Below are 20,788 nucleotides of genomic sequence, written 5' to 3'. Positions count from 1 at the left end.
GCGTCGGGCGGGCGGTCAGCGGCCGACCGCGTACCCCTGCATGCCGCGCGGATTGGCCGCGGCGGACAGCAAGCCGGTCCGCGGGTCGCGGGCGACGGCGCACAGCCGGCCCTCCGACCAGGGGTCGCCGACCGTCACGTCGTGGCCCCGGCGACGCAGGGCGGCGACGACCTCCGGGTCCATGCCCTCCTCGACGGTCACGCTGCCGGGGCGCATGCCGCGCGGGAAGAAGGACCCGGGGAAGCTGTCGTTGTGCCAGTTCGGGGCGTCGACGGCGCCCTGGAGGTCGAGGCCGCCGCGGACCTCGGCGCGCAGCGCGACGGCGAGGAAGAAGTGCACCTGCCACTGGTCCTGCTGGTCGCCGCCGGGCGTGCCGAACGCCATGACGGGCACACCGTCGCGCAGGGCGAGGGACGGTGTGAGGGTCGTGCGGGGGCGCCGGCCCGGGGTCAGGGAGTTCGGCAGGCCCTCGTCGAGCCAGGCCATCTGGAGGCGGGTGCCGAGCGGGAAGCCCAGTTCGGGCACGACCGGGTTGGACTGGAGCCAGCCGCCGCTGGGGGTGGCGGAGACCATGTTGCCCCAGCGGTCGACGACGTCGACGTGGCAGGTGTCGCCGCGGGTCGCACCGTCCTTGGCGACGGTCGGCTCGCCGGCCCCGGCCGCCGGGATGCCCATGGCGTCGAAGCCGGACGCGCCGGAGGCGACGGCGTGGGCGTGCTCGCTGAGGACGGGGGTGCGGCCGTCGGGGCTGCCGGGGCGCAGCTCGTGCGACGCCTCCGCGCCGACCAGTGCGCGGCGCGCGGCGTTGTACGGCTCGGAGAGCAGGGTGTCCAGCGGGACGTCGGCGGCGTCGCCGTACCACGCCTCGCGGTCGGCCATGGCGAGCTTGCAGCCCTCGATGAGCAGGTGCACGTAGTCCGCGGAGCCGTACGCGGGCAGCTCGGCGGGGAGCAGGGCGAGCTGCTGGAGGAAGGCGGGGCCCTGGCTCCAGCCGCCCGCCTTGGCGAGCGTCCAGCCGTTCCAGTCGTACGTGGCGGGGGCCTCGTACGAGGCGGACCAGCCGGCCAGGTCGGCGGCCGTCAGGGTGCCGGTGTGGTGCTTGCCGCTGGTGTCCATGGTGGGGACGGCCGCCTGGCGGACCAGGGCCTCGGCGATGAAGCCCTCGCTCCAGATCTTCCGGGCGGCGTCGATCTGCGCGACGCGGTCCTCGCCGCCCGCCTCGCGGGCCTCGGCGACGAGGCGGCGCCAGGTGGCCGCGAGGGCCGGGTTGCGGAACAGCTCGCCGGGCCGGGGCGACGCGCCGCCGGGGAGGTAGACCTCGGCGGAGGACGGCCATTCGGTCTCGAAGAGTTCGCGCACGGTCTCGACGGTCTGGCCGACCCGCTCGACGGGTGCGTGGCCGTCCTCCGCGTAACCGATCGCGTACCGCAGGACCTGCTCGACGGTCTTGGTGCCGTGGTCGCGCAGCAGCAGCATCCAGGCGTCGAAGGCGCCGGGGACGGCGGCGGCGAGCGGGCCCGTGCCGGGAACGAGGTCGAGGCCCAGGGAGCGGTAGTGGGCGACGGTGGCGCCCGCCGGGGCGGGGCCCTGGCCGCAGAGCACCTGTACGTCGCCGTCCTTCGGCGCCAGGATCATCGGGACCTCGCCGGCCGGCCCGTTGAGGTGCGGTTCGACGACGTGCAGGACGAATCCGGCCGCGACGGCCGCGTCGAAGGCGTTTCCGCCGTCCTCCAGGACGGCCATCGCGGACTGCGAGGCGAGCCAGTGGGTGGAGGACACCATGCCGAAGGTGCCCTGGAGGGTCGGCCGGGTGGTGAACACGGATACGGCTCCTAGGTGCGGCGTACGCGAGGGCGTACGGGGTTCTGGCGGTCTGTGCGGATCGTAGGCGCGGGGTCAGCCGGCCGCGTCGGGGGCAGTGCCGTCGTCCGCCACGAGGTGGCAGGAGACCTGCCGTCCGCCGGGGATCACGCGCAGGGCGGGGGCCTCGGTGCGGCAGCGGTCGGTGGCGAGCGGGCAGCGGGTCTGGAAGTGGCAGCCGGGAGGCGGGTCGAGGGGGCTGGGCAGTTCGCCGTGCAGCACGATCCGCCGGCGGGACCGCTGCTCGACCGGGTCGGGGACGGGTGCGGCGGAGAGCAGGGCCTGGGTGTACGGGTGCTTGGGCGACGCGAACAGCTCTGCCGTCGGGGCCTGTTCGACGATCCGGCCCAGGTACATCACGGCGATCCGGTCGGCGAGGAACTCGACGGCGGCCAGGTCGTGGGTGATGAACAGGCAGCCGAAGCCGCGGTCCCGCTGGAGGTCGGCGAGGAGGTTGAGAACGGCTGCCTGGACGGAGACGTCGAGCGCCGAGGTCGGTTCGTCGGCGACGACGAGGTCGGGGTCGCAGGAGAGCGCGCGGGCGATGGAGATGCGCTGGCGCTGCCCGCCCGAGAGTTCGTGCGGGTGCCGGTCGGCGTGCTCGGGGCGCAGCCCGACCTGGCCGAGGAGCTTCTCGACCCGGGCCCGTACCTCCTCGCCGCGGGCCTGCCGGTTGAGCCGGATGGGCTCGGCGATGATCTGCCCGACGGTCATGCGCGGGTCGAGGGAGGACGACGGGTCCTGGAAGACCAGGTGGAAGTCCTTGCGCAGGGGGCGCAGGGCCCGGCGGGAGAGGTGCGTGACGTCGGTGCCGTTGATGCGGACGATGCCGCCGGTGGGTTCGTCGAGGCGGACGGCGCAGCGGCCGACGGTCGTCTTGCCGCTGCCTGACTCGCCGACGAGTCCGACGACCTCGCCGCGCCCGACGGTGATCGAGACGCCGTCGACGGCCCGCACCGAGGCACCGCCGGAGGCCGCGAAGTGCCGTTCCATGGAGGTGATCTCGAGGACCGGGGGCAGCTGGTCCGGGCTTTCACCGCTCTCGCGCGGTGCGGGGACAGTCTGTGCGGTGGTCACTTTCCGGCCTCCTGGTCGGGTCGCGCGGGGGCGGCTTCGTCCGCTCCGTACGGGTGCCAGCAGGCGGCCCGGTGCGAGGCGCCGGTGCCCGTCCGCGGGTCGACGGACGTGAATCCCGGCCGGCTGCCCGTGCAGGTGTCGTCGGCGCGGGCGCAGCGCGGGGCGAAGGTGCAGGCGTCGGGCTGGCTGTCGAGGCTCGGCACCAGGCCGGGGATCTCGGGCAGGCGCCGTTTCCCCTCGCCTCCGGGGCGCAGGACCGCGCCGAGCAGGCCGCGGGTGTACGGATGCCGGCCGGTGGCGAACACGTCGTGGACGGGGGCCTGTTCGACGGGGCGGCCCGCGTACATCACGAGCACCCGGTCGGCGGTGTCGGCCACCACGCCGAGGTCGTGGGTGACCAGGACGATGGCGGTGCCGAGCCGTTCGCGCAGCGCCTGGAGCACTTCGAGGATGCCGGCCTGCACCGTCACGTCGAGTGCCGTCGTGGGTTCGTCGGCGATCAGGACGGCGGGGTCGCAGGCCACGGCGATGGCGATCATCACGCGCTGGCGCATGCCGCCGGAGAGCTGGTGCGGGTACTCCTCGATGCGGCGCGCGGGGGCCGGTATGCCGACGAGTTCGAGGAGTTCCACGGCGCGTGCCCTGGCCTCCTTCCTGCTGAGGCCCTGGTGCCTGCGGAGCACTTCGCCGATCTGCCGGCCGATGGTGAGGACCGGGTTCAGCGAGGTCATCGGCTCCTGGAAGATCATCGCGATGTCCTTGCCGCGGACCTTCTGGAGTTCCTTCTCGGACGCGCCGACGAGTTCGCGCTCACCGAGCCGGATGGAGCCGCCGACGCGGGCCGTCGGCGGGAGCAGCCCCATGACGGCCATCGAGGTGACGGACTTGCCGCAGCCCGACTCCCCCACCACGGCGAGCACTTCGCCGCGAGCCAGGTCGAAGGAGACGCCGTCGACGGCGTGCACGGTGCGGGCGTCGGAGCGGAAGGACACCGACAGGTCGCGCACGCTCAGGACGGGTGCGTGCACCGGGTCCCGTACGGGGTCGGGGAGGGTCTCGGTCATCGGGTGCCTCCGCGGGGGTCGAGGACGTCACGCAGTCCGTCGCCGAGCAGGTTGAAGGCCAGCGTCGCCGCGACGATCGCCAGGCCGGGGAAGACGGCCATCCAGGGTGCGGGGGCCAGGAAGGACTGGGCTCCGGAGAGCATCACGCCGAGCGAGGGGTCGGGCGGCTGGACGCCGAGGCCGAGGAAGCTGAGGAGCGCCTCGCCGATGATGGCGGCGGGGATGCCCACCGTCGCCTGGACGGTCAGCGCGGAGGTGGCGTTGGGCAGGATGTGCCGGAAGAGCAGGGTGCCGTCGCCGCCGCCGTTGGCGATGGCCGCCACGACGTAGTCGGCGTGCCGCAGCCGCAGGGTCTCGGCCCGGGTGATGCGGATGACGGCGGGGATCTGCGAGATGCCGATGGCGATGGTCGCGTTGGTGAGGGACGGGCCGAGGATCGCGGCGAGTCCGACGGCGAGCACCAGGAAGGGGAAGGCCAGCATCGTGTCCGTGAGGCGCGAGACGGCGCTGTCGGCGAACTTGCCGTAGTACCCGCCGAGCAGCCCCAGTGGTACGCCGACGAGGAAGGCCAGGACGACGGCGACGAGGCCGACCTGCATGGAGGCCCGCGCCCCGTACACGATGCGGGAGAGCTGGTCGCGGCCGAGGTCGTCGGTGCCGAGCCAGTGGGACCAGTCCGGTTCCGCCAGGACGTTCCCGAAGTTCGGCTGCGCGGGGTCGTACGGTGCGATGAGCGGGGCGAACAGGGCCACGACGACGAAGACGGTGGCGATGATCCCGCCGGTGAGGGCGAGCCGGTTCCTGCGCAGGGCGCGGAGCTTGCCGCCACCCTTGCGCCGCGGGGCGGCTGCGGGCTTGGTGGGGAGGGATGTGGTCGCTGTGGTCACCGGGCACCTCCGAGCCGGATGCGCGGGTCGATGACCGAATAGACCACGTCGACCAGCAGATTGATGAGGATGTACGCGGCGGAGGTGCAGAGCACCACGGCCTGGAGCGTGGCGTAGTCACGGGTGAAGACGGCGTCGATCGTGAGCTTGCCGAAGCCGGGCAGGACGAAGATCTGCTCGGTGACGACGGCGCCCGAGATCAGGTGGCCGAGCTGGAGACCGAGGACGGTCACGACGGTGACGAGCGAGTTGCGCAGCGCGTGCCCGCCGATGACCGACCGCCGCGACAGGCCCTTGGCGCGTGCCGTACGGACGTAGTCGGCGGAGAGCGAGTCGAGCATCGCGGCCCGGGTCTGGCGCATCACGACGGCGGCCAGTCCGGAACCGAGCACGATCGCGGGGAGCACCATGCGGCGCAGGTTGTCGACCGGGTCGGTACCGAAGGGGACGTAACCGGAGGCGGCGAACACCGGGACGGCGATGGCGAATCCGAGGACCAGGACGATACCGAGCCAGAAGGTCGGGATGGACAGGCCGATCAGCGCGATGGCGTTGGCGAGCCACTCCTCCGGCCTGCCGCGCCGTACGGCGGCGACGACACCGGCGCCGATGCCGACGACGACCGCGAGGAGGAGGGAGAGCGCGGCCAGTTCCAGGGTGACGGGCAGGGCCTGGCCGATGGCGTCGGCGACCGGGAGCCCGGTACGCGACGAGGTGCCGAGGTCGCCGGTGAGGGCGTGGCCGATGAACCGTCCGTACTGGACGACGATGTTGTCGTTCAGTCCGTAGCTCTCGCGGATCGCGGCGAGCGCCTCGGGGCTGCGTTCCTCACCGGCGAGGGCGAGCGCCGGGTCGCCGGGCAGGGCCCGGATTCCGGCGAAGACCACGATGCTGACGAGGAAGAGCGTGATGAGGGACTGACGCAGCCGCGTCAGCAGGTACTTCGTCATCGGGTGTACCCCGCAGTCGTGACCCGGACCAGTCCGTCGCCGTAGACGCGGATGCCCGCGACGTCCTTGGTGGCGACGACGTAGTTCTTCTGCCGGTAGAGGTAGATCATGGCGTGGGCGTCCTGGACCCGTCGGGTCAGTTCGTCGTAGATGTCGGTGCGCCGGGCCGGGTCGGCCACGGTGCGGCCCTCGGCGATCAGCTTGTCGATCTCGGGGTCGCCGAGGCCGTAGGCGTTCATCGCGCCCGCCGTCTTGAGGAAGTTGGAGACGTTGCCGTCGGGGTCCAGGCGGCCGGACCAGCCGCTGGTGAAGACGTCGTAGTGACCGGCGTCCGTCTCGGCGAGCATGGTGGCGTACTCGGTGGGGCGCAGCGAGAGTTCGAAGCCGGCCTCCTTGACCATGGCCTGGAGGACCTGGCCGACGCGCCCCTGTTCCGGGGTGGTGGAGGTCTTCAGCTCGATCTTCACGGGGGTCTTCACCCCGGCCTCCTTCAGGAGCTTCTTCGCCCGGGCGACATCGCGTTCGGGGCAGTCCTGCGGCTGCACGCCGGGGGCGATGGCGGACTGCGGCGAGATCGGGCCGCAGGCCGGTTCGTACATGCCCTGGAAGACGACCTTGTTGATCAGGTCGCGGTCGATGGCGAGCTCGAACGCCTCCCGGACCCTGACGTCCCGGCCGAGCGGGGTGTCGATCTTCCCGGGGGGCTGCCCGAGGCCCTTCACGTTGCCGACGTTGACGCCGATGCCCTGGTAGCCGAGCGAGGGCGAGTTGAAGAGCTGGAGCCCCGGTTCGGTGAGGGCGCTGCGTACGTCGACGGGGCCCATCTGGTCGCCGACCTGGAGGTCGCCCGAGCGCAGGTTGGCGAGGCGGACGTTGCCGTCGGGGATGGGCTTGTAGACGACTCCGTCGAGGTGCACCTTGTCGGCGTCGTAGTAGTGGGGGTCCTTCTCCAGGACGATCCGGTCGCCGCCGACCCGCTCGACGAACCTGAAGGGGCCGACGCAGGAGGGGTGGTTGGTGAAGTTCTTCCCGTACTTCTTGAGTGCGGCAGGGGACATCACCATCCCGGCCCGGTCGGCGAGCACGCCGGTGAGCGGTACGTAGGGATGGTCGAGTTCCAGCCGCACGGTGTACGGGCCGGTGGCCTCGGCCTTGCCGACCGGGGCCAGCTCGGTGCCGCGCGCGGACCCGGGCAGGTCGCGGTGGCGCAGGAGCGAGGTGACGACCGCCCGCGCGTCCAGGGCGGTCCCGTCGCTGAAGGTCAGCCCTTCACGGATCCGCACCGTGACCGTGAGGCCGTCGGCCGAGGTCGTGGGGAGCGCGGCGGCGAGCTGCGGCACGACGGTGCCGTCCTCGTCGATGTCGTACAGCTTCTCGCACATGCCCGCGAAGACCGTGCGGCCCACCAGGGTCTGGGCGAGCGTCGGGTCGAGTTTGTCGGGGTCGGAGTTGAGAGCAACGGTGAGCGTCCCGCCGTCACGTACGGGCCGTTCATCGGATTTCCGCACACCTCCGACCTCGGTCGCCGAGGACTGCAGCGACGCGCAGCCCGAGGTGAGGGACACCAATGCAACCGCCACCAGGGCAACCGCTTTTCGGCGCACGAGGGCCTACCTCCCGCCAGGGGGTGATCAAGGAATATCGCAGACCGTATTTCGCATACAGTCCGCAGTGCAAGAGGGTTGCTCACATACCGGACAGGAATTTTGCTGACGATCGGATAACGGGCGGGAGGGGCCGTGCGGACGGACGGCCCAGGGCCCCGCGACGGCCGGGGCGGCGGGCCTCGCGTGCCCGCCAATTCGCTTGAGGCCGCCCTCGGCCCCGTGTTAGGACTACCCGACCGAAACCGATCATGAAGACGCGGAGGCTGCCGGACATGGTGCTCGGAGAACTGGTGAAGCTGCGGGCGATGGGACCGCCGGACGCGGAGGCCCTGTGGCGGTGGAACCACGACCCCGAGGTCATGCGCTGGATGGGCGACGGCTACCCGCAGCAGCCCGGCCTGACCGAGAAGTGGCTGGAGGAGCGGCCCCGTAACGCGTACGACGACCTGCTCCTCGGCATCGAGGTGCTCGACGGCGGACAGCTCGTCGGCCTGGTGCGGCTGCGCGACGTCGAGCCGGAGACCGGTGGCGCCGAGCTCGACATCTACCTCGGCGAGAAGGAGTCCTGGGGCCGGGGTTACGCGACCGACGCGCTGCGGACGGTCTGCCGGTACGGCTTCGACAAGATGCGGCTGCACCGGATCGCGCTGACCGTCGTCACCGAGAACCACGCCGCCCACCACATCTACCGCAAGGTGGGCTTCGTCGAGGAGGGCCGGCTGCGCCAGAGCTTCCGCCGCGACGGCCGGTGGTACGACGAGTTCACGATGGCGATGCTGGAGGGCGAGCTCCGCTAGTTCGTTTGGATCGAGAACCCCTGGCCGGCCGATCGGGCGGCCCAGGGGCCGCCCGGTCACGCCCGCTCAGGGAGCGGGCGTGGTCGCCCAGGCACGGAACAGGGCGAGAGCCTCGACGAGGTTGCCGGGACCGCACGCGGCGTGGAAGGTGTCCTCGGCCGCCCACACCCACACCCAGTCGTTGGTGCCGCGCGTGACGTCCGCGCGGGGGTACTCGCGTCCCGCCAGGTCCGTCTCCTCCAGATCGATCTCGACGGTCCAGCCGGGGTTGTCGAGCGTGGCGATCCGCACGCCCCACTCGTGCTCCCAGTCGTCGTCGCACTGTTGTGCGTACCAGTTCTGCAGCCAGTCGAGAACACCGTCCGAATCGCTCATAGCAGCAGATGGTAGGCCCGTCACCGGCGGCGGGCCGTGTCCCTTTTCCCGTCGCGCGAGTCGTCGTCACCGGCCCGTCGCATCGGCGTACGTCCTTTCACATATACGGACTTGAGCAATTCTGTAGGCTTCGGCCCTCATCAGCACCAATGAGGGGGAACCTCACGTGCGCAAGCACCTCGTCGTCGCCACTGCCATATCCACCGGCATCCTGGCCACGCTCGCCGCCACCCCGGCCCAGGCCGCCGAGTACACCTCGGCCCTGAAGGTCTACGCGATCCAGTACGACGCGCCGGGCCGCGACTCCAACAGCTGCTCCTCCGGCAACACCGCCGCGGAGTACCTGACGCTCAAGAACTACTCGTCGTCGGCGACGATCAACCTCCGGGGGTACGTCGTCAAGGACGCCGCCGGCAACAGGTTCGCCTTTACCGCCAACCACTACCTCCAGCCCGGCGACTACATCAAGCTGCGCGGCGGGAACGGCACCGACTCCGACGCCAACAACGTGGTCTACCGCGACAACTGCAACTTCCTGTGGAACAACGACAAGGACACGATCTACCTCTACAAGCCGTCCGGGAGCCGCTCCGACGTGCACGCCTACACCAAGTCCGCGAACGACCGCGACGGCAACGGATACATCACCGTCCACGGCTGAGCCGATGTCACGCTCCCACAGGTGACGCGGTGAACCAGGGCCGGTCCGCGCGGTGTGCCCGCACGGACCGGCCTGTGCGGAAGCGGCTCAGGTGCCCGGCGCGTCCTCGTCCCGGGCAAGGCCCGCGCCGACCCGGACCGCCGTCTCGCGGAGCCAGATGTGCGAGGCGTCGTAGGTGTGGACGGGGTGCCACCACATCGCCTGGCGCAGCGGAACCGCCTCGTACGGCGGGCGCACGACACGGACGGGGAAGACCCCGAGCAGCATCTCCGCCAGGCGCTGCTGCATGAGGGCGATACGGCGGGTGCCGGCCACCAGATGCGGCAGCAGCTGGAAGCTGTCCACGGAGACCTCGACCCGCGGCTCGATCCCGAGCATGCCCAACTGGCGTACGGCGGGGGCGTCGTAGGTGCGCTGGTACGTCACCCACGGCAGCCGGGCCAGATCCTCCCGGGTGAGCCGGTCACCGACCTCCGGGTGGTCGTCGGCGACCAGGAAGACCCACTCGTCCTGATAGAGCTCCACGGCCGGCATGCCACTGATCACCCCGTGCGGCATCAGCAGTCCGTCCGCCGTGCTGAGCAGCGTGGCGGTGTCCTCGACGACGGTGTCCGGGGTGTGGGTGAAACGGAGCCGGATGCCGGGGGCCTCCTCGTGCACGACACGGGCCAGTTCCGCACCGAAGACGGCGACCGCGTAGTCGGAGGCGAGGAGCCTGAACTCGCGGCTCTCGGTGGCCGGGTCGAAGTCCGCCTGGCTGCTGAACAGGCGCTCCAGCAGGTCACAGGCGTTGGACGTGCGGTCGAGCAGGACCTGCCCCAGGGCGGTGAGCTCGTAGTGGCCGCCGACCCGGGCGAGCAGGTCGTCGCCGAAGTGGCGGCGCAGCCGGGCGAGCGAGGCGCTCATGGCGGGCTGGCTCAGGTCCAGGCGCTGCCCGGCGCGGGTGACGTTGCGCTCCTCCAGCAGGGCGCGGAGTGCGACGACGAGGTTGAGGTCGAGGCGGGCCAGGTTCATGCGCGGCTTCCTTCGGTCGTGCGGCTCGCACCATAACCCGGATGGATGACATGCATCCACACAATCGATTTCCCTGATCAGGTGGCGGAGGTCCAGATTAGTCACACCGCAATCAGGAGGACATGTCCGTGAAACCCGCATCCGTATCGGCCCTGTTCACGGGGCCTTTCGCGCTCGGCACGCTGTCGGCCCCCGACGGCCCCGCTTTCCCCGCCCTGATCACGCCCGACGGCCGGGCGCTGGACCTGCGCGCCGCGCTCGGCGATCCGGTACCGGACCTGCGCGGGCTGCTGGAGCGCTGGGACGACGTGCTGCCCCGGCTGCACGAGCTGGCCGCCGACGGGACGGCCGACCTGCGGCCCCTGGCGGAGTTCCGGGTCCACGCACCCGTCGAGCCGCGCCAGGTGTTCCAGTCGGGGGCCAACTACCGCCAGCACGTCATCGACCTGCACGTCGCCCACCGCGACACGTCCGACGGGCGCAGCGACGAGGAGGCCAGGGCCGAGGCGGCGGAGATCATGGACCGGCGGGCGGCCGAGGACCTGCCGTACGTGTTCATCGGCCTGCCGAGCGCGATCACCGGACCCTACGACGACGTCGTACTGCCCGCGTGGGCCGCGAAGCCGGACTGGGAACTCGAACTCGCGGCGGTGATCGCCAGGCCCGCGTACCGGGTGACGGCCGAGGAGGCGCTGGACCACGTCGCCGGGTACACGATCGCCAACGACCTGACCGACCGCGCCACGGTCTTCCGCCGTGACATGCCGCAGATCGGCACCGACTGGCTGCGGTCGAAGAACGCGCCGGGATTCACCCCGCTCGGCCCGTGGATCGTCCCCACCGCCTCCGTCGGCGACACCGGCGACCTGCGGATCCTCCTCGAACTCAACGGCGAGGCCAAGCAGGACGAGTCGACCTCGGACATGATCTTCTCGGTGGCCCGCCTGGTCTCGTACATCTCGCAGACCGCGCGCCTCCTCCCCGGTGACCTGGTCCTGACGGGCTCCCCGGCCGGCAACGGCATGCACTGGGGACGGCTGCTGCGCGACGGCGACGTGATGGACGCGTCCATCACCGGCCTCGGCGCCCAGCGCAACCGCTGCGTCGCGGAGACGCCGTGACCCCGGACCGCACCGACCCCGAGGGTGCGATCGCGCGGGCGGCGGAGCTGTACTCGAACTGGGGGCGCTGGGGCGAGGACGACGTGCTCGGCACGCTGAACTTCCTCGACGAGCGGACGCGGCGTGAGGCCGCCGCGCTGGTGCGGCGGGGCGTCAGCTTCTCGCTGGCCCAGAGCTTCGACATGAACGGTCCGCAGAAGGGCTGGCGCCGGCGCACCAACCCGGTGCACACCATGCTGGACACCGGCACGGACGCGGCACTCGGCCTCCAGGGATTCCCCCACGGCCTCGGCGGCGCGGACGACGTGATCGCCATGCCGTTGCAGTGCTCGACCCAGTGGGACGGCCTCGGCCACATCTTCGACCACGGCAAGGCGTGGAACGGACGCGACGCCGCGACGACCGTCACCTCCGAGGGCGACCAGGTCACCGGCATCGAGCACATGGCCCCGTACGTCGCCGGACGCGGAGTCCTGCTCGACGTCGGCGGCGTCATCGGCACCGAGGGCGAACTGGCCGACGGATTCGCCATCACCGAAGAGCACCTGACCGCCACGGCCGAGGCCCACGGTGTGACCGTCGGGCGCGGCGACATCGTCCTCGTACGCACCGGACGGCTCGCGCGGGCCCGCCGCGAGGGCTGGGGCGAGTACGCCGGAGGCCCGGCGCCCGGCCTGTCGTTCACCACCGCCGGCTGGATGCACGCGCGCGAGATCGCCGCGATCGCCACCGACACCTGGGGTTTCGAGGTCCGGCCCAACGAGTTCGACCACGCCTTCCAGCCGCTGCACCAGGTCGCCATCCCCAACATGGGCCTGCTCATCGGCGAGATGTGGGACCTCGACGCGCTGGCCTCCGACTGCGCGGCCGACGGTGCGTACGCCTTCTGGCTGACCGCCGCGCCGCTGCCCATCACGGGGGCCGTCGGTTCCCCGGTCAACCCGATCGCCGTCAAGTAATCAGCGGAACAAGGGAGTTCCTCGTGACCAGTCTCAGAAACGTCCTGGTGATCGGCGGCGGCGCCGCAGGCAACGCCGTCACGATCCAGCTGCGTAGGGCCGGCATCGCCGTGGACCTGATCGAGGCCAAGGGCGACTGGAATGCCACCGCAGGGTCCGGCATCACGCTCCAGGGCAACGCCCTGCGCGTCCTGCGCACGCTGGGCGTGTGGGACGCGGTGCGGGAGTCCGGCTTCGGCTTCGGCTCGGTCGGCATCACCGCCCCGGACGGCACCGTCGTCCATGAGCAGCGCGACATCCGCAGCGGCGGTGACGACCTGCCCGCCACCGTCGGTATGCAGCGCCCCCGGCTCCAGCAGATCCTCATCGACGCCGTCCGGGCGAGCGGTGCCGCGGTACGGCTCGGTGTCACCGCCGTATCGCTGGAGCAGGACGCCGACGGCGTGTCCGTGCGGTTCAGCGACGGCACCGCGGGCCGGTACGGCCTCGTGATCGCCGCCGACGGCGTCGGTTCGGCCACCCGCGCCGCCCTCGGTATCCAGGAGAAGCCCGAGCCGACCGGCATGGCGATCTGGCGGGTCGCCGCCCCGCGCCCCGCGGGTGTCGTCCGCACCGACCTCACCTACGGGGGCCGTGCCTACATCGCCGGGTACTGCCCGACGAGCGACACGACCCTGTACGCGTACGTCGTCGAGGCCAACCGGGACCGGGCGACGATCGCTCCCGAGTCCTTCGCGGACGAGATGCGTGCGCTGACCGAGGAGTACGGCGGCTTCTGGCGCGAGATCACCGCGCACATCTCCGATCCGGAGAAGGTCAACTACACCTGGTTCGACAGGATGCTGGTGGAGGGCTCCTGGCATCGCGGCCGGGTGGTCCTGGTGGGCGACGCCGCGCACTGCTGCCCTCCGACGATCGCCCAGGGAGCGGCGATGTCGCTGGAGGACGCCGTCGTCCTGGCCGAGCTGCTGACCGGCTCCGACACCTGGGACGACGCCCTGCTCCAGGCGTACTACGAGCGGCGTGTCCCGCGCGTACGGGCCGTCGTCGAGGCGTCCGTACAGATCGGGCAGTGGCAGCTCGACGGTGTCCGCGACGCCGACGTACCGGGCCTGATGGGCCGCACCATGACGATGCTCAAGGATCTGCCGTGACCACCACCCCCACCGTGGACGTGCACGCGCACGTCCTGCTGCCCGAGATCGACGAACTGGTCGGGGGCCTGCCGGGCCTGGCCGGGGCGCGGGCCCTGGACGCCCGCCGCAACGGCCCGGCGGCGATGGCCGTGAACGGGCCGATGATCGGTGAACGCATCGCGCGCCTGACCGACCCCGCCGTCCGGCTGGCCGCCATGGACACGCAGGGCGTGGACGTGCAGGTGGTCAGCCCCTCGCCCTCCCACTACCACTACTGGACGGACGAGCGGACCGCGGAGAAGGTGTACCGGCTGGCCAACGAGGCGACGGCCGCGCACTGCGCCACCGCGCCCGACCGGCTGAAGGGTCTGGGACTCGTCCCGCTCCAGCATCCCGCACGCGCCGTCGAAGCCCTCGAACACGCCCTGGAATGCGGGCTGTCGGGCGTCCAGATCTCCAGTCACGCGCCCGGGCGCGAGCTGTCCGACCCGGCGTACGAGCCCTTCTGGTCCCGGGCCGAGGAGACCGGTGCGCTCCTCTTCCTGCATCCCTTCGGGTGCACGCTCGACGAACGCCTCGACCAGTGGTACCTGTCCAACACCGTGGGACAGCCCACCGAGAACGCCGTGGCGCTGTCGCACCTCATCTTCTCCGGTGTCCTCGACCGGCACCCCGGCCTGACGATCGTCGCCGCGCACGGCGGGGGCTACTTGCCCACCCACATCGGCCGCAGCGACCACGCCTGGACCGCACGCTCCGACGCGGGCGCGGGCTGCGCCCATCTGCCCAGCAGCTATCTGAAGCGGCTGTACTTCGATTCGCTCGTCCACGACCCGGCCGTCCTGCGCGAACTGGTCCGGGCGGCCGGGGCGGACCGGGTCCTGCTCGGCTCCGACTTCCCCTTCGACATGGGCAGCGCGGACCCGGTCGGAGCACTGCGGGCCGCCCGGCTCGCGGACGCCGACTTCCACGCCGTCCGAGGCGGCAACGCCGCCGCACTCCTCCGGAAGGACTGACATCATGCGCCTGCTCACGCACCTGCGGCACGTCGACCTGGCCGTGCCCGACTACGACAAGCAACTCGACTTCTACGCCGGCGTCTGGGGCCTGACCAAGGTCTCCGAGGACTCCGGGATCTCCTTCCTGGCCGCCGAGGGTTCGCCCGAGCAGTACGTCGTACGGCTGCGCAAGGCCGAGGAGAAGCGCCTCGACCTCGTCTCGTACGGAGCCGCGAACGCCTCCGCCGTGGACACCCTCGCGGAGCGTCTCCTCGCCGGGGGCGTGCAGCTGATCTCGCAGCCGGGCAGCGTCGACACCCCGGGCGGCGGCTACGGCTTCCGCTTCTTCGACGTCGACGGGCGCACCATCGAGGTCTCCGCCGACGTGGAGGTGCGCCGCCACCGGAAGATCGAGGAGAAGGAGGCCATCCCGGTCAAGCTCTCCCACGTCGTCCTCAACTCCCCCGACCTGAACCGCACCAGGCAGTGGTACGAGCGGCACCTCGGATTCGCGCTGTCCGACACCCTGAGCTCACCGCACATGGGCGAGGTCATGCACTTCATGCGGATCAGCAACCAGCACCACTCCATGGCCATCGCCCAGGGCCCGCACACGGCCCTGCACCACGTCTCCTTCGAGATGCGCGGCATCGACGAGTACATGCGCGGCTCCGGCCGGGTGATGCGCGCCGGGTTCCGCAAGATCTGGGGACCCGGCCGCCACATGGCCGGCGACAACACGTTCACGTACTTCCTCGACCCGCACGGCAACACCGTCGAGTACACCACCGAACTCGAAGAGCTCGACGAGGACACCTGGCACCCGCACGTCTACGACTTCTCCCGGCCCGAGGTCACCGACCAGTGGGGCACCGCCAACGCGATGAACGAACTCGTCGCCAAGGAGTCGTTCAACGACCCCGACCGCGGCTGCTTCGTCGCCCCGCCCGTCTGACCTCCACCGGAGTCCCGGGGGACGCGGTCCGATGACCGCGGGCCCGGCCGCGTCCCCCGGCCCCGTCCCGTTCAGGAGTCTTCATGCGCTTCGCCGCCTACGAGTACCGCCGTCAGCACCGTGCGGCCGTCGTCGAGGACGACGGCACCCTCCATCCCCTTCCGGGCCACCGTTCCCTGGACGATCTGATCCGTTCCGGTGACGGCCTGCCGTCCCTGCTGGACGTCGGACACGCCGCCCTCGACGCCCCCGCCGGGCCGCACGTGTCCGAGGTACGCCTCCTGCCGCCGCTGCGGCCGGCGGCCATCCGGGACTTCGTCACCTTCGAGGAACACGTGGAAGGGGTACGCCGGTCCGTCAGCGGCGAATCCGGTGTTCCCGAGCAGTGGTACGCGGCACCGACCTTCTACTTCACCAACCCCCACGCGATCTACGGAGCGCACGACGGCATCCCCGTGCCGCCCGGTTCGGCCGCGCTGGACTTCGAACTGGAGGTCGCCGCGGTCATCGGCCGCGAGGGCAGCGACCTCTCCCCGGAGCGCGCACGCGACCACATCATCGGGTACACCGTCTTCAACGACTGGTCCGCCCGCGACATCCAGTCGGCGGAGATGCGGGTGGGTCTCGGCCCCTGCAAGGGCAAGGACACCGCATCGACGCTCGGCCCCTGGCTGGTGACCGCCGACGAACTGGAGCCGTACCGGGATCCCGAGGGCTTCCTGCGTCTCGCGCTGACCGCCGAGGTCAACGGGGAGGTGGTCGGCAGTGACCTGCTGTCCCACATGAGCTGGACCTTCGAGGAGATGACCGCCTACGCGTCCCGGGGCAGCCGGGTCGTCCCCGGTGACGTACTCGGGTCCGGCACCTGCGGCAACGGCGGTTGCCTGGCCGAGCTCTGGGGCCGGCGCGGGGAACGGACACCGCCGCCGCTCGTGTGCGGGGACACCGTCACCCTCACCGTCGAAGGGATCGGCAGCGTCTCGAACACCGTCGTCGCGGGCAGCGAACCCGTACCCGTTCCCGCCGCCCGCCGTCGCCCCCGGGACCGGCCGTGACCGCGCCCGGCAGCGGCCGGCTGCGGGGCAAGGTCGTCGTCGTGACCGGCGCCGCGCGCGGGCAGGGTGCGGCCGAGGCAGCGGCCCTGGCCCGCGAAGGAGCTCAGGTCGTCGCCACCGATGTGACGCCTGCCGAGGGCTGCCGGCTGCTGGACGTCACCTCGCCCGCGGACTGGGCCGCGCTGGCCGCGGAGCTCCGGACGTCGTGGGGGCAGGTCCACGGGCTGGTCAACAACGCCGGTATCACCTGGCGCGCACGTCTCGACGAGGTCCGTCCGGAGGACTTCGAGCGGGTGCACGCCGTCAACGTCACCGGCCCGCTCCTGGGCATCCAGCATCTGACACCCCTGATGCGGCCCGGCGCCTCGATCGTCAACGTGGGCTCCTCCGCCGCCCTGACCGGGCACTACCCGGTCGCGTACACCGCGAGCAAGTGGGCGCTGCGCGGTCTGTCGAAGGCCGCCGCGACGGAGCTCGGACCGCGCGGAATCCGGGTGAACACCATCCATCCGGGCTTCATCGAGACGGAGATGACGGCTTCGGCCGCACCGGTCTTCCGCGAGTCGAACATCCGCGAGACCCCGCTCGGCCGCACCGGATCCGTGGACGAGGTGAGTCCGCTCGTGGTCTTCCTCCTCTCCGACGAGGCGTCCTTCGTCACCGGAGCCGAGATCCCCGTGGACGGCGGCCTGACCGCCCACGGGGGTGTGAAGTCCCTTTCCGACGCCCTGCAACCGGCCGACCGGTGAGCCGAGAGGAACCCTCCCCATGAACAAGGTCAGTCCCGGCGCGGCAGCAGCGGTCGCCGACATCCCCGAGGGGGCCTCCCTCGCCGTCGGCGGGTTCGGTCTCAGCGGGGTTCCCACCACCCTCATCGACGCCCTGCACGCGCAGGGCACCGGCGGACTGCGGGTGGTGTCCAACAACTGCGGTACCGACGGACTCGGTCTCGGCGTGCTGCTGGCGGACCGGCGCATCACGCGGGTGACCGGCTCGTACGTCGGCGAGAACAAGGAGTTCGCCCGCCAGTACCTCGCCGGTGAACTCGAAGTGGAACTCGTACCGCAGGGCACGCTCGCCGAACGGCTGCGGGCCGGCGGTGCGGGCATCCCCGCCTTCTACACACCGGCCGGCGTCGGCACCCAGGTCGCCATGGGCGGTCTGCCCTGGCGTTACGCGGCCGACGGCGCCACGGCGGTCGCCTCTCCCGCGAAGGAGACACGCACCTTCGCGGGGCGCGGTCATCTGCTGGAGCACGCCATCACCACGGACTTCGCCCTCGTACGGGCCTGGCGCGGCGACCGGCACGGCAACCTCGTCTTCCGCAAGGCGTCCGCCAACTTCAACCCCCTGGCCGCCATGGCCGGGCGGATCACCATCGCCGAGGTGGAGGAGCTGGTCGAGCCGGGCGAGCTTCTCCCGGACGACATCCACCTGCCGGGCATCTTCGTCCAGCGCGTGGTGCTCCTGACGCCCGACCAGGCCGCCGACAAGCGCATCGAGAAGAGGACCGTACGCCCATGAGCTGGACCCGCGGCCAGATGGCCGCCCGCGCGGCGGCCGAACTCACCGACGGTTCGTACGTGAACCTCGGCATCGGCCTGCCCACGCTGATACCCGGTCACCTCGCCCCCGGCGTCCACGTCGTGCTGCATTCGGAGAACGGCATCCTGGGCACGGGCCCCTACCCCGCCGCCGACGAGGTCGATCCCGATCTGATCAACGCGGGCAAGGAGACGGTCACCGTGGTGCCGGGCGCCAGCTTCTTCGACTCCGCCCTCTCCTTCGGCATGATCCGCGGAGGGCACATCGACACCGCCGTCCTGGGTGCCATGCAGGTGTCCCGGCACGGTGACCTCGCGAACTGGTCGGTCCCCGGGAAGATGATCAAGGGCATGGGCGGCGCCATGGACCTCGTCCACGGAGCGCGCCGTGTCGTCGTCCTCATGGAGCACACCGCCAAGGACGGCTCGGCGAAACTGGTCGACGCCTGCTCGCTCCCGCTGACCGGCGCGTCGTGCGTGCACCGCGTCATCACCGATCTCGGTGTCCTCGACATCACCCCCGCGGGCTTCGCCCTCGTCGAGACGGCACCGGGCGTCTCCTTCGACGAACTCGTGGCGCGTACCGGCGCCCCGGTGCGCACCGCGGAATGTATGGATTAATCCGCACCGGAACGGGGTTATGTCCCGTCGGAACCGATTCGCAGAGAAGGATCGGGCGGACGCGGAGGCACGGCTGTGCACGGTGAGTACAAGGTCCCCGGCGGCAAGCTCGTCGTGGTCGATCTGGAGGTCGAGGGCGGGGCGCTGCGCCAGGTGCGCGTGGCCGGTGACTTCTTCCTCGAACCCGACGAGGCCATCCTCGCCATCGACGCGGCGCTGGAGGGCGCGCCCGCGAACACCGACACCGCCGGGCTCGCCGCCCGGATCGAGGCGGCACTGCCCCCGTCGACGGTGATGTTCGGACTGTCGGCGGAGGGCGTGGCTGTCGCGGTGCGGCGGGCTCTCGCGCAGGCCACCGAGTGGAGCGACTACGACTGGCAGCTCATCCACGACGCCCCGCAGTCCCCGGCCCTGCACATGGCACTCGACGAGGTCATCACCGCCGAGGTCGCCGCGGGACGCAGGCCGCCGACCCTCCGGGTCTGGGAGTGGGACTCCCCCGCCGTGATCATCGGCAGCTTCCAGTCCCTGCGCAACGAGGTCAACCCCGCCGGCACCGAGCGGCACGGCGTATCCGTCGTCCGCCGCATCTCCGGGGGCGGGGCCATGTTCGCCGAGCCGAGCAGCACCATCACGTACTCGCTCGCCGTGCCGCAGTCCCTGGTCTCCGGCCTCTCGTTCGCCGACAGCTACGCCTACCTCGACGACTGGGTCCTCGAAGCGCTCGGCGACATGGGCATCAAAGCCTGGTACCAGCCCCTCAACGACATCGCGACCGACGTCGGCAAGATCGCGGGAGCGGCCCAGAAGCGCGTGGTGGGCCCGGATGGCGGGCCCGGTGCCGTACTGCACCACGTGACGATGTCCTACGACATCGACGTCGACAAGATGCTCGACGTCCTGCGCATCGGCAGGGAGAAGATGTCCGACAAGGGGACGAAGAGCGCCAAGAAGCGCGTCGACCCGCTGCGCCGGCAGACGGGGCTCCCGCGCGCCGCCGTCATCGACCACATGATCGAGTCCTTCCGGAAGCGCCACGGTCTCGGCCGGGGCGCGGTGACCGCGGAGGAACTGGCGCGGGCGGAAGAGCTCGTACGCACGAAGTTCGGCACGGCGGAGTGGACGGCGCGGGTGCCGTAGCCGTCGTCGGCACGCGCCCGCCGGGGCGCGGCGCATATCCTCGCCCGGGGCACGCAGGACGGAAGAGGACGGAAACCGTGGCGGACAGCAGCAGGACCGGTTCGACCGGCACGGACGGCGGCTCGCGCGCACCCGCACCGGCCTCGCTCAGCGCGCAGGCGCGCGAGGCCGTCCTGCGCCGCATCGTCGACCGGCGGTACGCCCAGGGCGCCCGTCTCGTGGAGCGGGAGGTCGCCGAGGAGCTCAGCATGTCCCGCGTACCGGTGCGGGAGGCGCTGCGCGGACTCGTCACCGAGGGGCTCCTCGAGCTGCTCCCGCACAGCGGCGTACGTGTGCGCCGCCTCGACCGCACCGATGTGGAGCACCTGTACGAGGTGTGGGAACCCCTCGCGGTCCAGGCGTCGCGGCTCGCGGCGCGGGCGGTGGCCGCGGGCGACGCGGAGGGGGTGGACGCCCTCGCGGCGACGCTCCGCCAGGCCGAGTCGGCGGCGGAGGAGGACGAGGGGACGCGCGAGGTGGCCGCCCACACGGCGTTCCACGAGGGCGTCGTGGCCATGTCGGGCAATCCGCTGCTCGCGCGGACCATGGAACAGCTGAGCTGGCAGCTCCGGCTGCTGTTCGGTCTGCGCGAGGAGCCCGCGCACATGAGGGCCCAGCACGCCGAGATGTACCGGCACATCACCAACGGCGACGCGGAGGCCGCGGCGGCGAGCACGCTGCTGCACGTCCGGGACAGCAGGACCGTCGCCCTGCGCTCCCTCTTCGGCACCGACTGACTCCTCCCCGGAATCCAGCCTTTGTATACCAAGACTTGAGACAGGCGCTTCCGCCCGCAAGATCAGCCGACCTCTCCTGGCCTTTTGCATCGCCGGCTTGATTCCCTTGCCTGCATGCTCGGCGCTGGTATACAAAATGGCGAGGTACTGACGCGGCCCGCACGCCGCCCCGCCCCGCCGAAGGAGTCCTC

Annotated in this window: 21 protein-coding genes; 13 read left to right on the top strand and 8 right to left on the bottom strand. The window is 71.5% G+C overall.

Annotation, left to right across the window (positions count from 1 at the left end; genetic code table 11):
* Window positions 1-15 precede the first annotated feature (15 nt).
* From OG230_RS29390 to OG230_RS29365, 6 genes are all read right to left on the bottom strand, one after another.
* Complete coding sequence (locus OG230_RS29390) at window positions 16-1,821, bottom strand: gamma-glutamyltransferase family protein (RefSeq protein ID WP_328906752.1); 1,806 nt, start codon at window positions 1,819-1,821, stop codon at window positions 16-18.
* Window positions 1,822-1,896: 75 nt separating this feature from the next.
* Entirely contained in the window at window positions 1,897-2,853 is a 957-nt protein-coding gene (locus OG230_RS29385; RefSeq protein WP_328911573.1) for an ABC transporter ATP-binding protein, read from the bottom strand.
* An 80-nt stretch (window positions 2,854-2,933) separates the two neighbouring features.
* Window positions 2,934-4,001, bottom strand: a complete 1,068-nt coding sequence (locus tag OG230_RS29380) for an ABC transporter ATP-binding protein (protein ID WP_328906751.1) — start codon at window positions 3,999-4,001, stop codon at window positions 2,934-2,936.
* Window positions 3,998-4,888 (bottom strand): ABC transporter permease, encoded by an 891-nt coding sequence (locus tag OG230_RS29375; protein WP_443051403.1) that lies wholly within the window; start codon window positions 4,886-4,888, stop codon window positions 3,998-4,000. Before OG230_RS29375 ends, OG230_RS29380 begins: the two co-directional genes overlap by 4 nt.
* Window positions 4,885-5,838, bottom strand: a complete 954-nt coding sequence (locus OG230_RS29370; RefSeq protein WP_328906750.1) for an ABC transporter permease — start codon at window positions 5,836-5,838, stop codon at window positions 4,885-4,887. Before OG230_RS29370 ends, OG230_RS29375 begins: the two co-directional genes overlap by 4 nt.
* Window positions 5,835-7,346: an ABC transporter substrate-binding protein gene (locus OG230_RS29365; RefSeq protein ID WP_328906749.1), complete on the bottom strand. Its 1,512-nt coding sequence runs from the start codon at window positions 7,344-7,346 to the stop codon at window positions 5,835-5,837. The genes OG230_RS29370 and OG230_RS29365 overlap by 4 nt, the downstream gene beginning before the upstream one ends.
* Window positions 7,347-7,717: 371 nt before the next feature.
* Between OG230_RS29365 and OG230_RS29360 the strand changes: the two genes are divergently transcribed.
* Window positions 7,718-8,242: a GNAT family N-acetyltransferase gene (locus tag OG230_RS29360; protein ID WP_328906748.1), complete on the top strand. Its 525-nt coding sequence runs from the start codon at window positions 7,718-7,720 to the stop codon at window positions 8,240-8,242.
* A 66-nt stretch (window positions 8,243-8,308) separates the two neighbouring features.
* Here the strand turns inward: OG230_RS29360 and OG230_RS29355 are convergent, their stop codons facing one another.
* On the bottom strand, window positions 8,309-8,617 hold the full coding sequence (locus OG230_RS29355) for an immunity 53 family protein (RefSeq protein WP_328906747.1): 309 nt from the start codon (window positions 8,615-8,617) through the stop codon (window positions 8,309-8,311).
* A gap of 166 nt (window positions 8,618-8,783) precedes the next feature.
* On the opposite strand from OG230_RS29355, the gene OG230_RS29350 reads away from it, so the two are divergent.
* On the top strand, window positions 8,784-9,278 hold the full coding sequence (locus OG230_RS29350; protein WP_328906746.1) for a lamin tail domain-containing protein: 495 nt from the start codon (window positions 8,784-8,786) through the stop codon (window positions 9,276-9,278).
* An 87-nt stretch (window positions 9,279-9,365) separates the two neighbouring features.
* On the opposite strand, the gene OG230_RS29345 is transcribed toward OG230_RS29350, so the two are convergent.
* Window positions 9,366-10,292, bottom strand: coding sequence for a LysR family transcriptional regulator (locus OG230_RS29345; RefSeq protein ID WP_328906745.1), 927 nt, complete (start codon window positions 10,290-10,292; stop codon window positions 9,366-9,368).
* 122 nt (window positions 10,293-10,414) lie between these two features.
* Here OG230_RS29345 and OG230_RS29340 point away from each other — a divergent pair, with 122 nt between their 5' ends.
* From OG230_RS29340 to OG230_RS29290, 11 genes are all read left to right on the top strand, one after another.
* The gene (locus OG230_RS29340; RefSeq protein ID WP_328906744.1) at window positions 10,415-11,413 is read left to right on the top strand and encodes a fumarylacetoacetate hydrolase family protein; all 999 of its coding nucleotides are present in this window, start codon (window positions 10,415-10,417) and stop codon (window positions 11,411-11,413) included.
* A complete protein-coding gene (locus OG230_RS29335) occupies window positions 11,410-12,372 on the top strand; it encodes a cyclase family protein (protein WP_328906743.1) in 963 nt (320 codons plus the stop codon). The genes OG230_RS29340 and OG230_RS29335 overlap by 4 nt, the downstream gene beginning before the upstream one ends.
* Before the next feature lie 23 nt (window positions 12,373-12,395).
* Window positions 12,396-13,526, top strand: a complete 1,131-nt coding sequence (locus OG230_RS29330; protein WP_328906742.1) for an FAD-dependent oxidoreductase — start codon at window positions 12,396-12,398, stop codon at window positions 13,524-13,526.
* A complete protein-coding gene (locus OG230_RS29325) occupies window positions 13,523-14,524 on the top strand; it encodes an amidohydrolase family protein (protein ID WP_328906741.1) in 1,002 nt (333 codons plus the stop codon). Before OG230_RS29330 ends, OG230_RS29325 begins: the two co-directional genes overlap by 4 nt.
* A gap of 4 nt (window positions 14,525-14,528) precedes the next feature.
* Window positions 14,529-15,461 (top strand): VOC family protein, encoded by a 933-nt coding sequence (locus OG230_RS29320; RefSeq protein WP_328906740.1) that lies wholly within the window; start codon window positions 14,529-14,531, stop codon window positions 15,459-15,461.
* 83 nt (window positions 15,462-15,544) lie between these two features.
* On the top strand, window positions 15,545-16,516 hold the full coding sequence (locus OG230_RS29315) for a fumarylacetoacetate hydrolase family protein (protein WP_328906739.1): 972 nt from the start codon (window positions 15,545-15,547) through the stop codon (window positions 16,514-16,516).
* Window positions 16,513-17,265, top strand: a complete 753-nt coding sequence (locus tag OG230_RS29310; RefSeq protein WP_328906738.1) for an SDR family NAD(P)-dependent oxidoreductase — start codon at window positions 16,513-16,515, stop codon at window positions 17,263-17,265. Before OG230_RS29315 ends, OG230_RS29310 begins: the two co-directional genes overlap by 4 nt.
* Window positions 17,266-17,284: 19 nt before the next feature.
* The gene (locus OG230_RS29305) at window positions 17,285-18,040 is read left to right on the top strand and encodes a CoA transferase subunit A (RefSeq protein WP_328906737.1); all 756 of its coding nucleotides are present in this window, start codon (window positions 17,285-17,287) and stop codon (window positions 18,038-18,040) included.
* Entirely contained in the window at window positions 18,037-18,681 is a 645-nt protein-coding gene (locus OG230_RS29300) for a CoA transferase subunit B (RefSeq protein ID WP_328906736.1), read from the top strand. Before OG230_RS29305 ends, OG230_RS29300 begins: the two co-directional genes overlap by 4 nt.
* Before the next feature lie 75 nt (window positions 18,682-18,756).
* Window positions 18,757-19,821, top strand: coding sequence for a lipoate--protein ligase family protein (locus OG230_RS29295; protein ID WP_328906735.1), 1,065 nt, complete (start codon window positions 18,757-18,759; stop codon window positions 19,819-19,821).
* 77 nt (window positions 19,822-19,898) lie between these two features.
* Window positions 19,899-20,597: a GntR family transcriptional regulator gene (locus OG230_RS29290; RefSeq protein WP_328906734.1), complete on the top strand. Its 699-nt coding sequence runs from the start codon at window positions 19,899-19,901 to the stop codon at window positions 20,595-20,597.
* Window positions 20,598-20,788: the final 191 nt, after the last annotated feature.

Origin of the sequence: Streptomyces sp. NBC_00234 (assembly GCF_036195325.1) — a bacterium.
In the GTDB taxonomy this organism is placed as follows: domain Bacteria; phylum Actinomycetota; class Actinomycetes; order Streptomycetales; family Streptomycetaceae; genus Streptomyces.
The sequence above is the reverse complement of the archived record's forward strand: the minus strand, read 5'-3'. Positions and strand labels throughout refer to the sequence as shown.

Excerpts from the sequence above, each read along its gene's own strand:
- OG230_RS29320 (WP_328906740.1), top strand. The coding sequence starts at position 14,529 with ATGCGCCTGCTCACGCACCTGCGGCACGTCGACCTGGCCGTGCCCGAC.
- OG230_RS29345 (WP_328906745.1), bottom strand. The coding sequence starts at position 10,292 with ATGAACCTGGCCCGCCTCGACCTCAACCTCGTCGTCGCACTCCGCGCC.
- OG230_RS29385 (WP_328911573.1), bottom strand. The coding sequence starts at position 2,853 with ATGGAACGGCACTTCGCGGCCTCCGGCGGTGCCTCGGTGCGGGCCGTC.
- OG230_RS29370 (WP_328906750.1), bottom strand. The coding sequence starts at position 5,838 with ATGACGAAGTACCTGCTGACGCGGCTGCGTCAGTCCCTCATCACGCTC.
- OG230_RS29340 (WP_328906744.1), top strand. The coding sequence starts at position 10,415 with ATGTCCGTGAAACCCGCATCCGTATCGGCCCTGTTCACGGGGCCTTTC.
- OG230_RS29315 (WP_328906739.1), top strand. The coding sequence starts at position 15,545 with ATGCGCTTCGCCGCCTACGAGTACCGCCGTCAGCACCGTGCGGCCGTC.
- OG230_RS29305 (WP_328906737.1), top strand. The coding sequence starts at position 17,285 with ATGAACAAGGTCAGTCCCGGCGCGGCAGCAGCGGTCGCCGACATCCCC.
- OG230_RS29380 (WP_328906751.1), bottom strand. The coding sequence starts at position 4,001 with ATGACCGAGACCCTCCCCGACCCCGTACGGGACCCGGTGCACGCACCC.
- OG230_RS29360 (WP_328906748.1), top strand. The coding sequence starts at position 7,718 with ATGGTGCTCGGAGAACTGGTGAAGCTGCGGGCGATGGGACCGCCGGAC.
- OG230_RS29355 (WP_328906747.1), bottom strand. The coding sequence starts at position 8,617 with ATGAGCGATTCGGACGGTGTTCTCGACTGGCTGCAGAACTGGTACGCA.
- OG230_RS29300 (WP_328906736.1), top strand. The coding sequence starts at position 18,037 with ATGAGCTGGACCCGCGGCCAGATGGCCGCCCGCGCGGCGGCCGAACTC.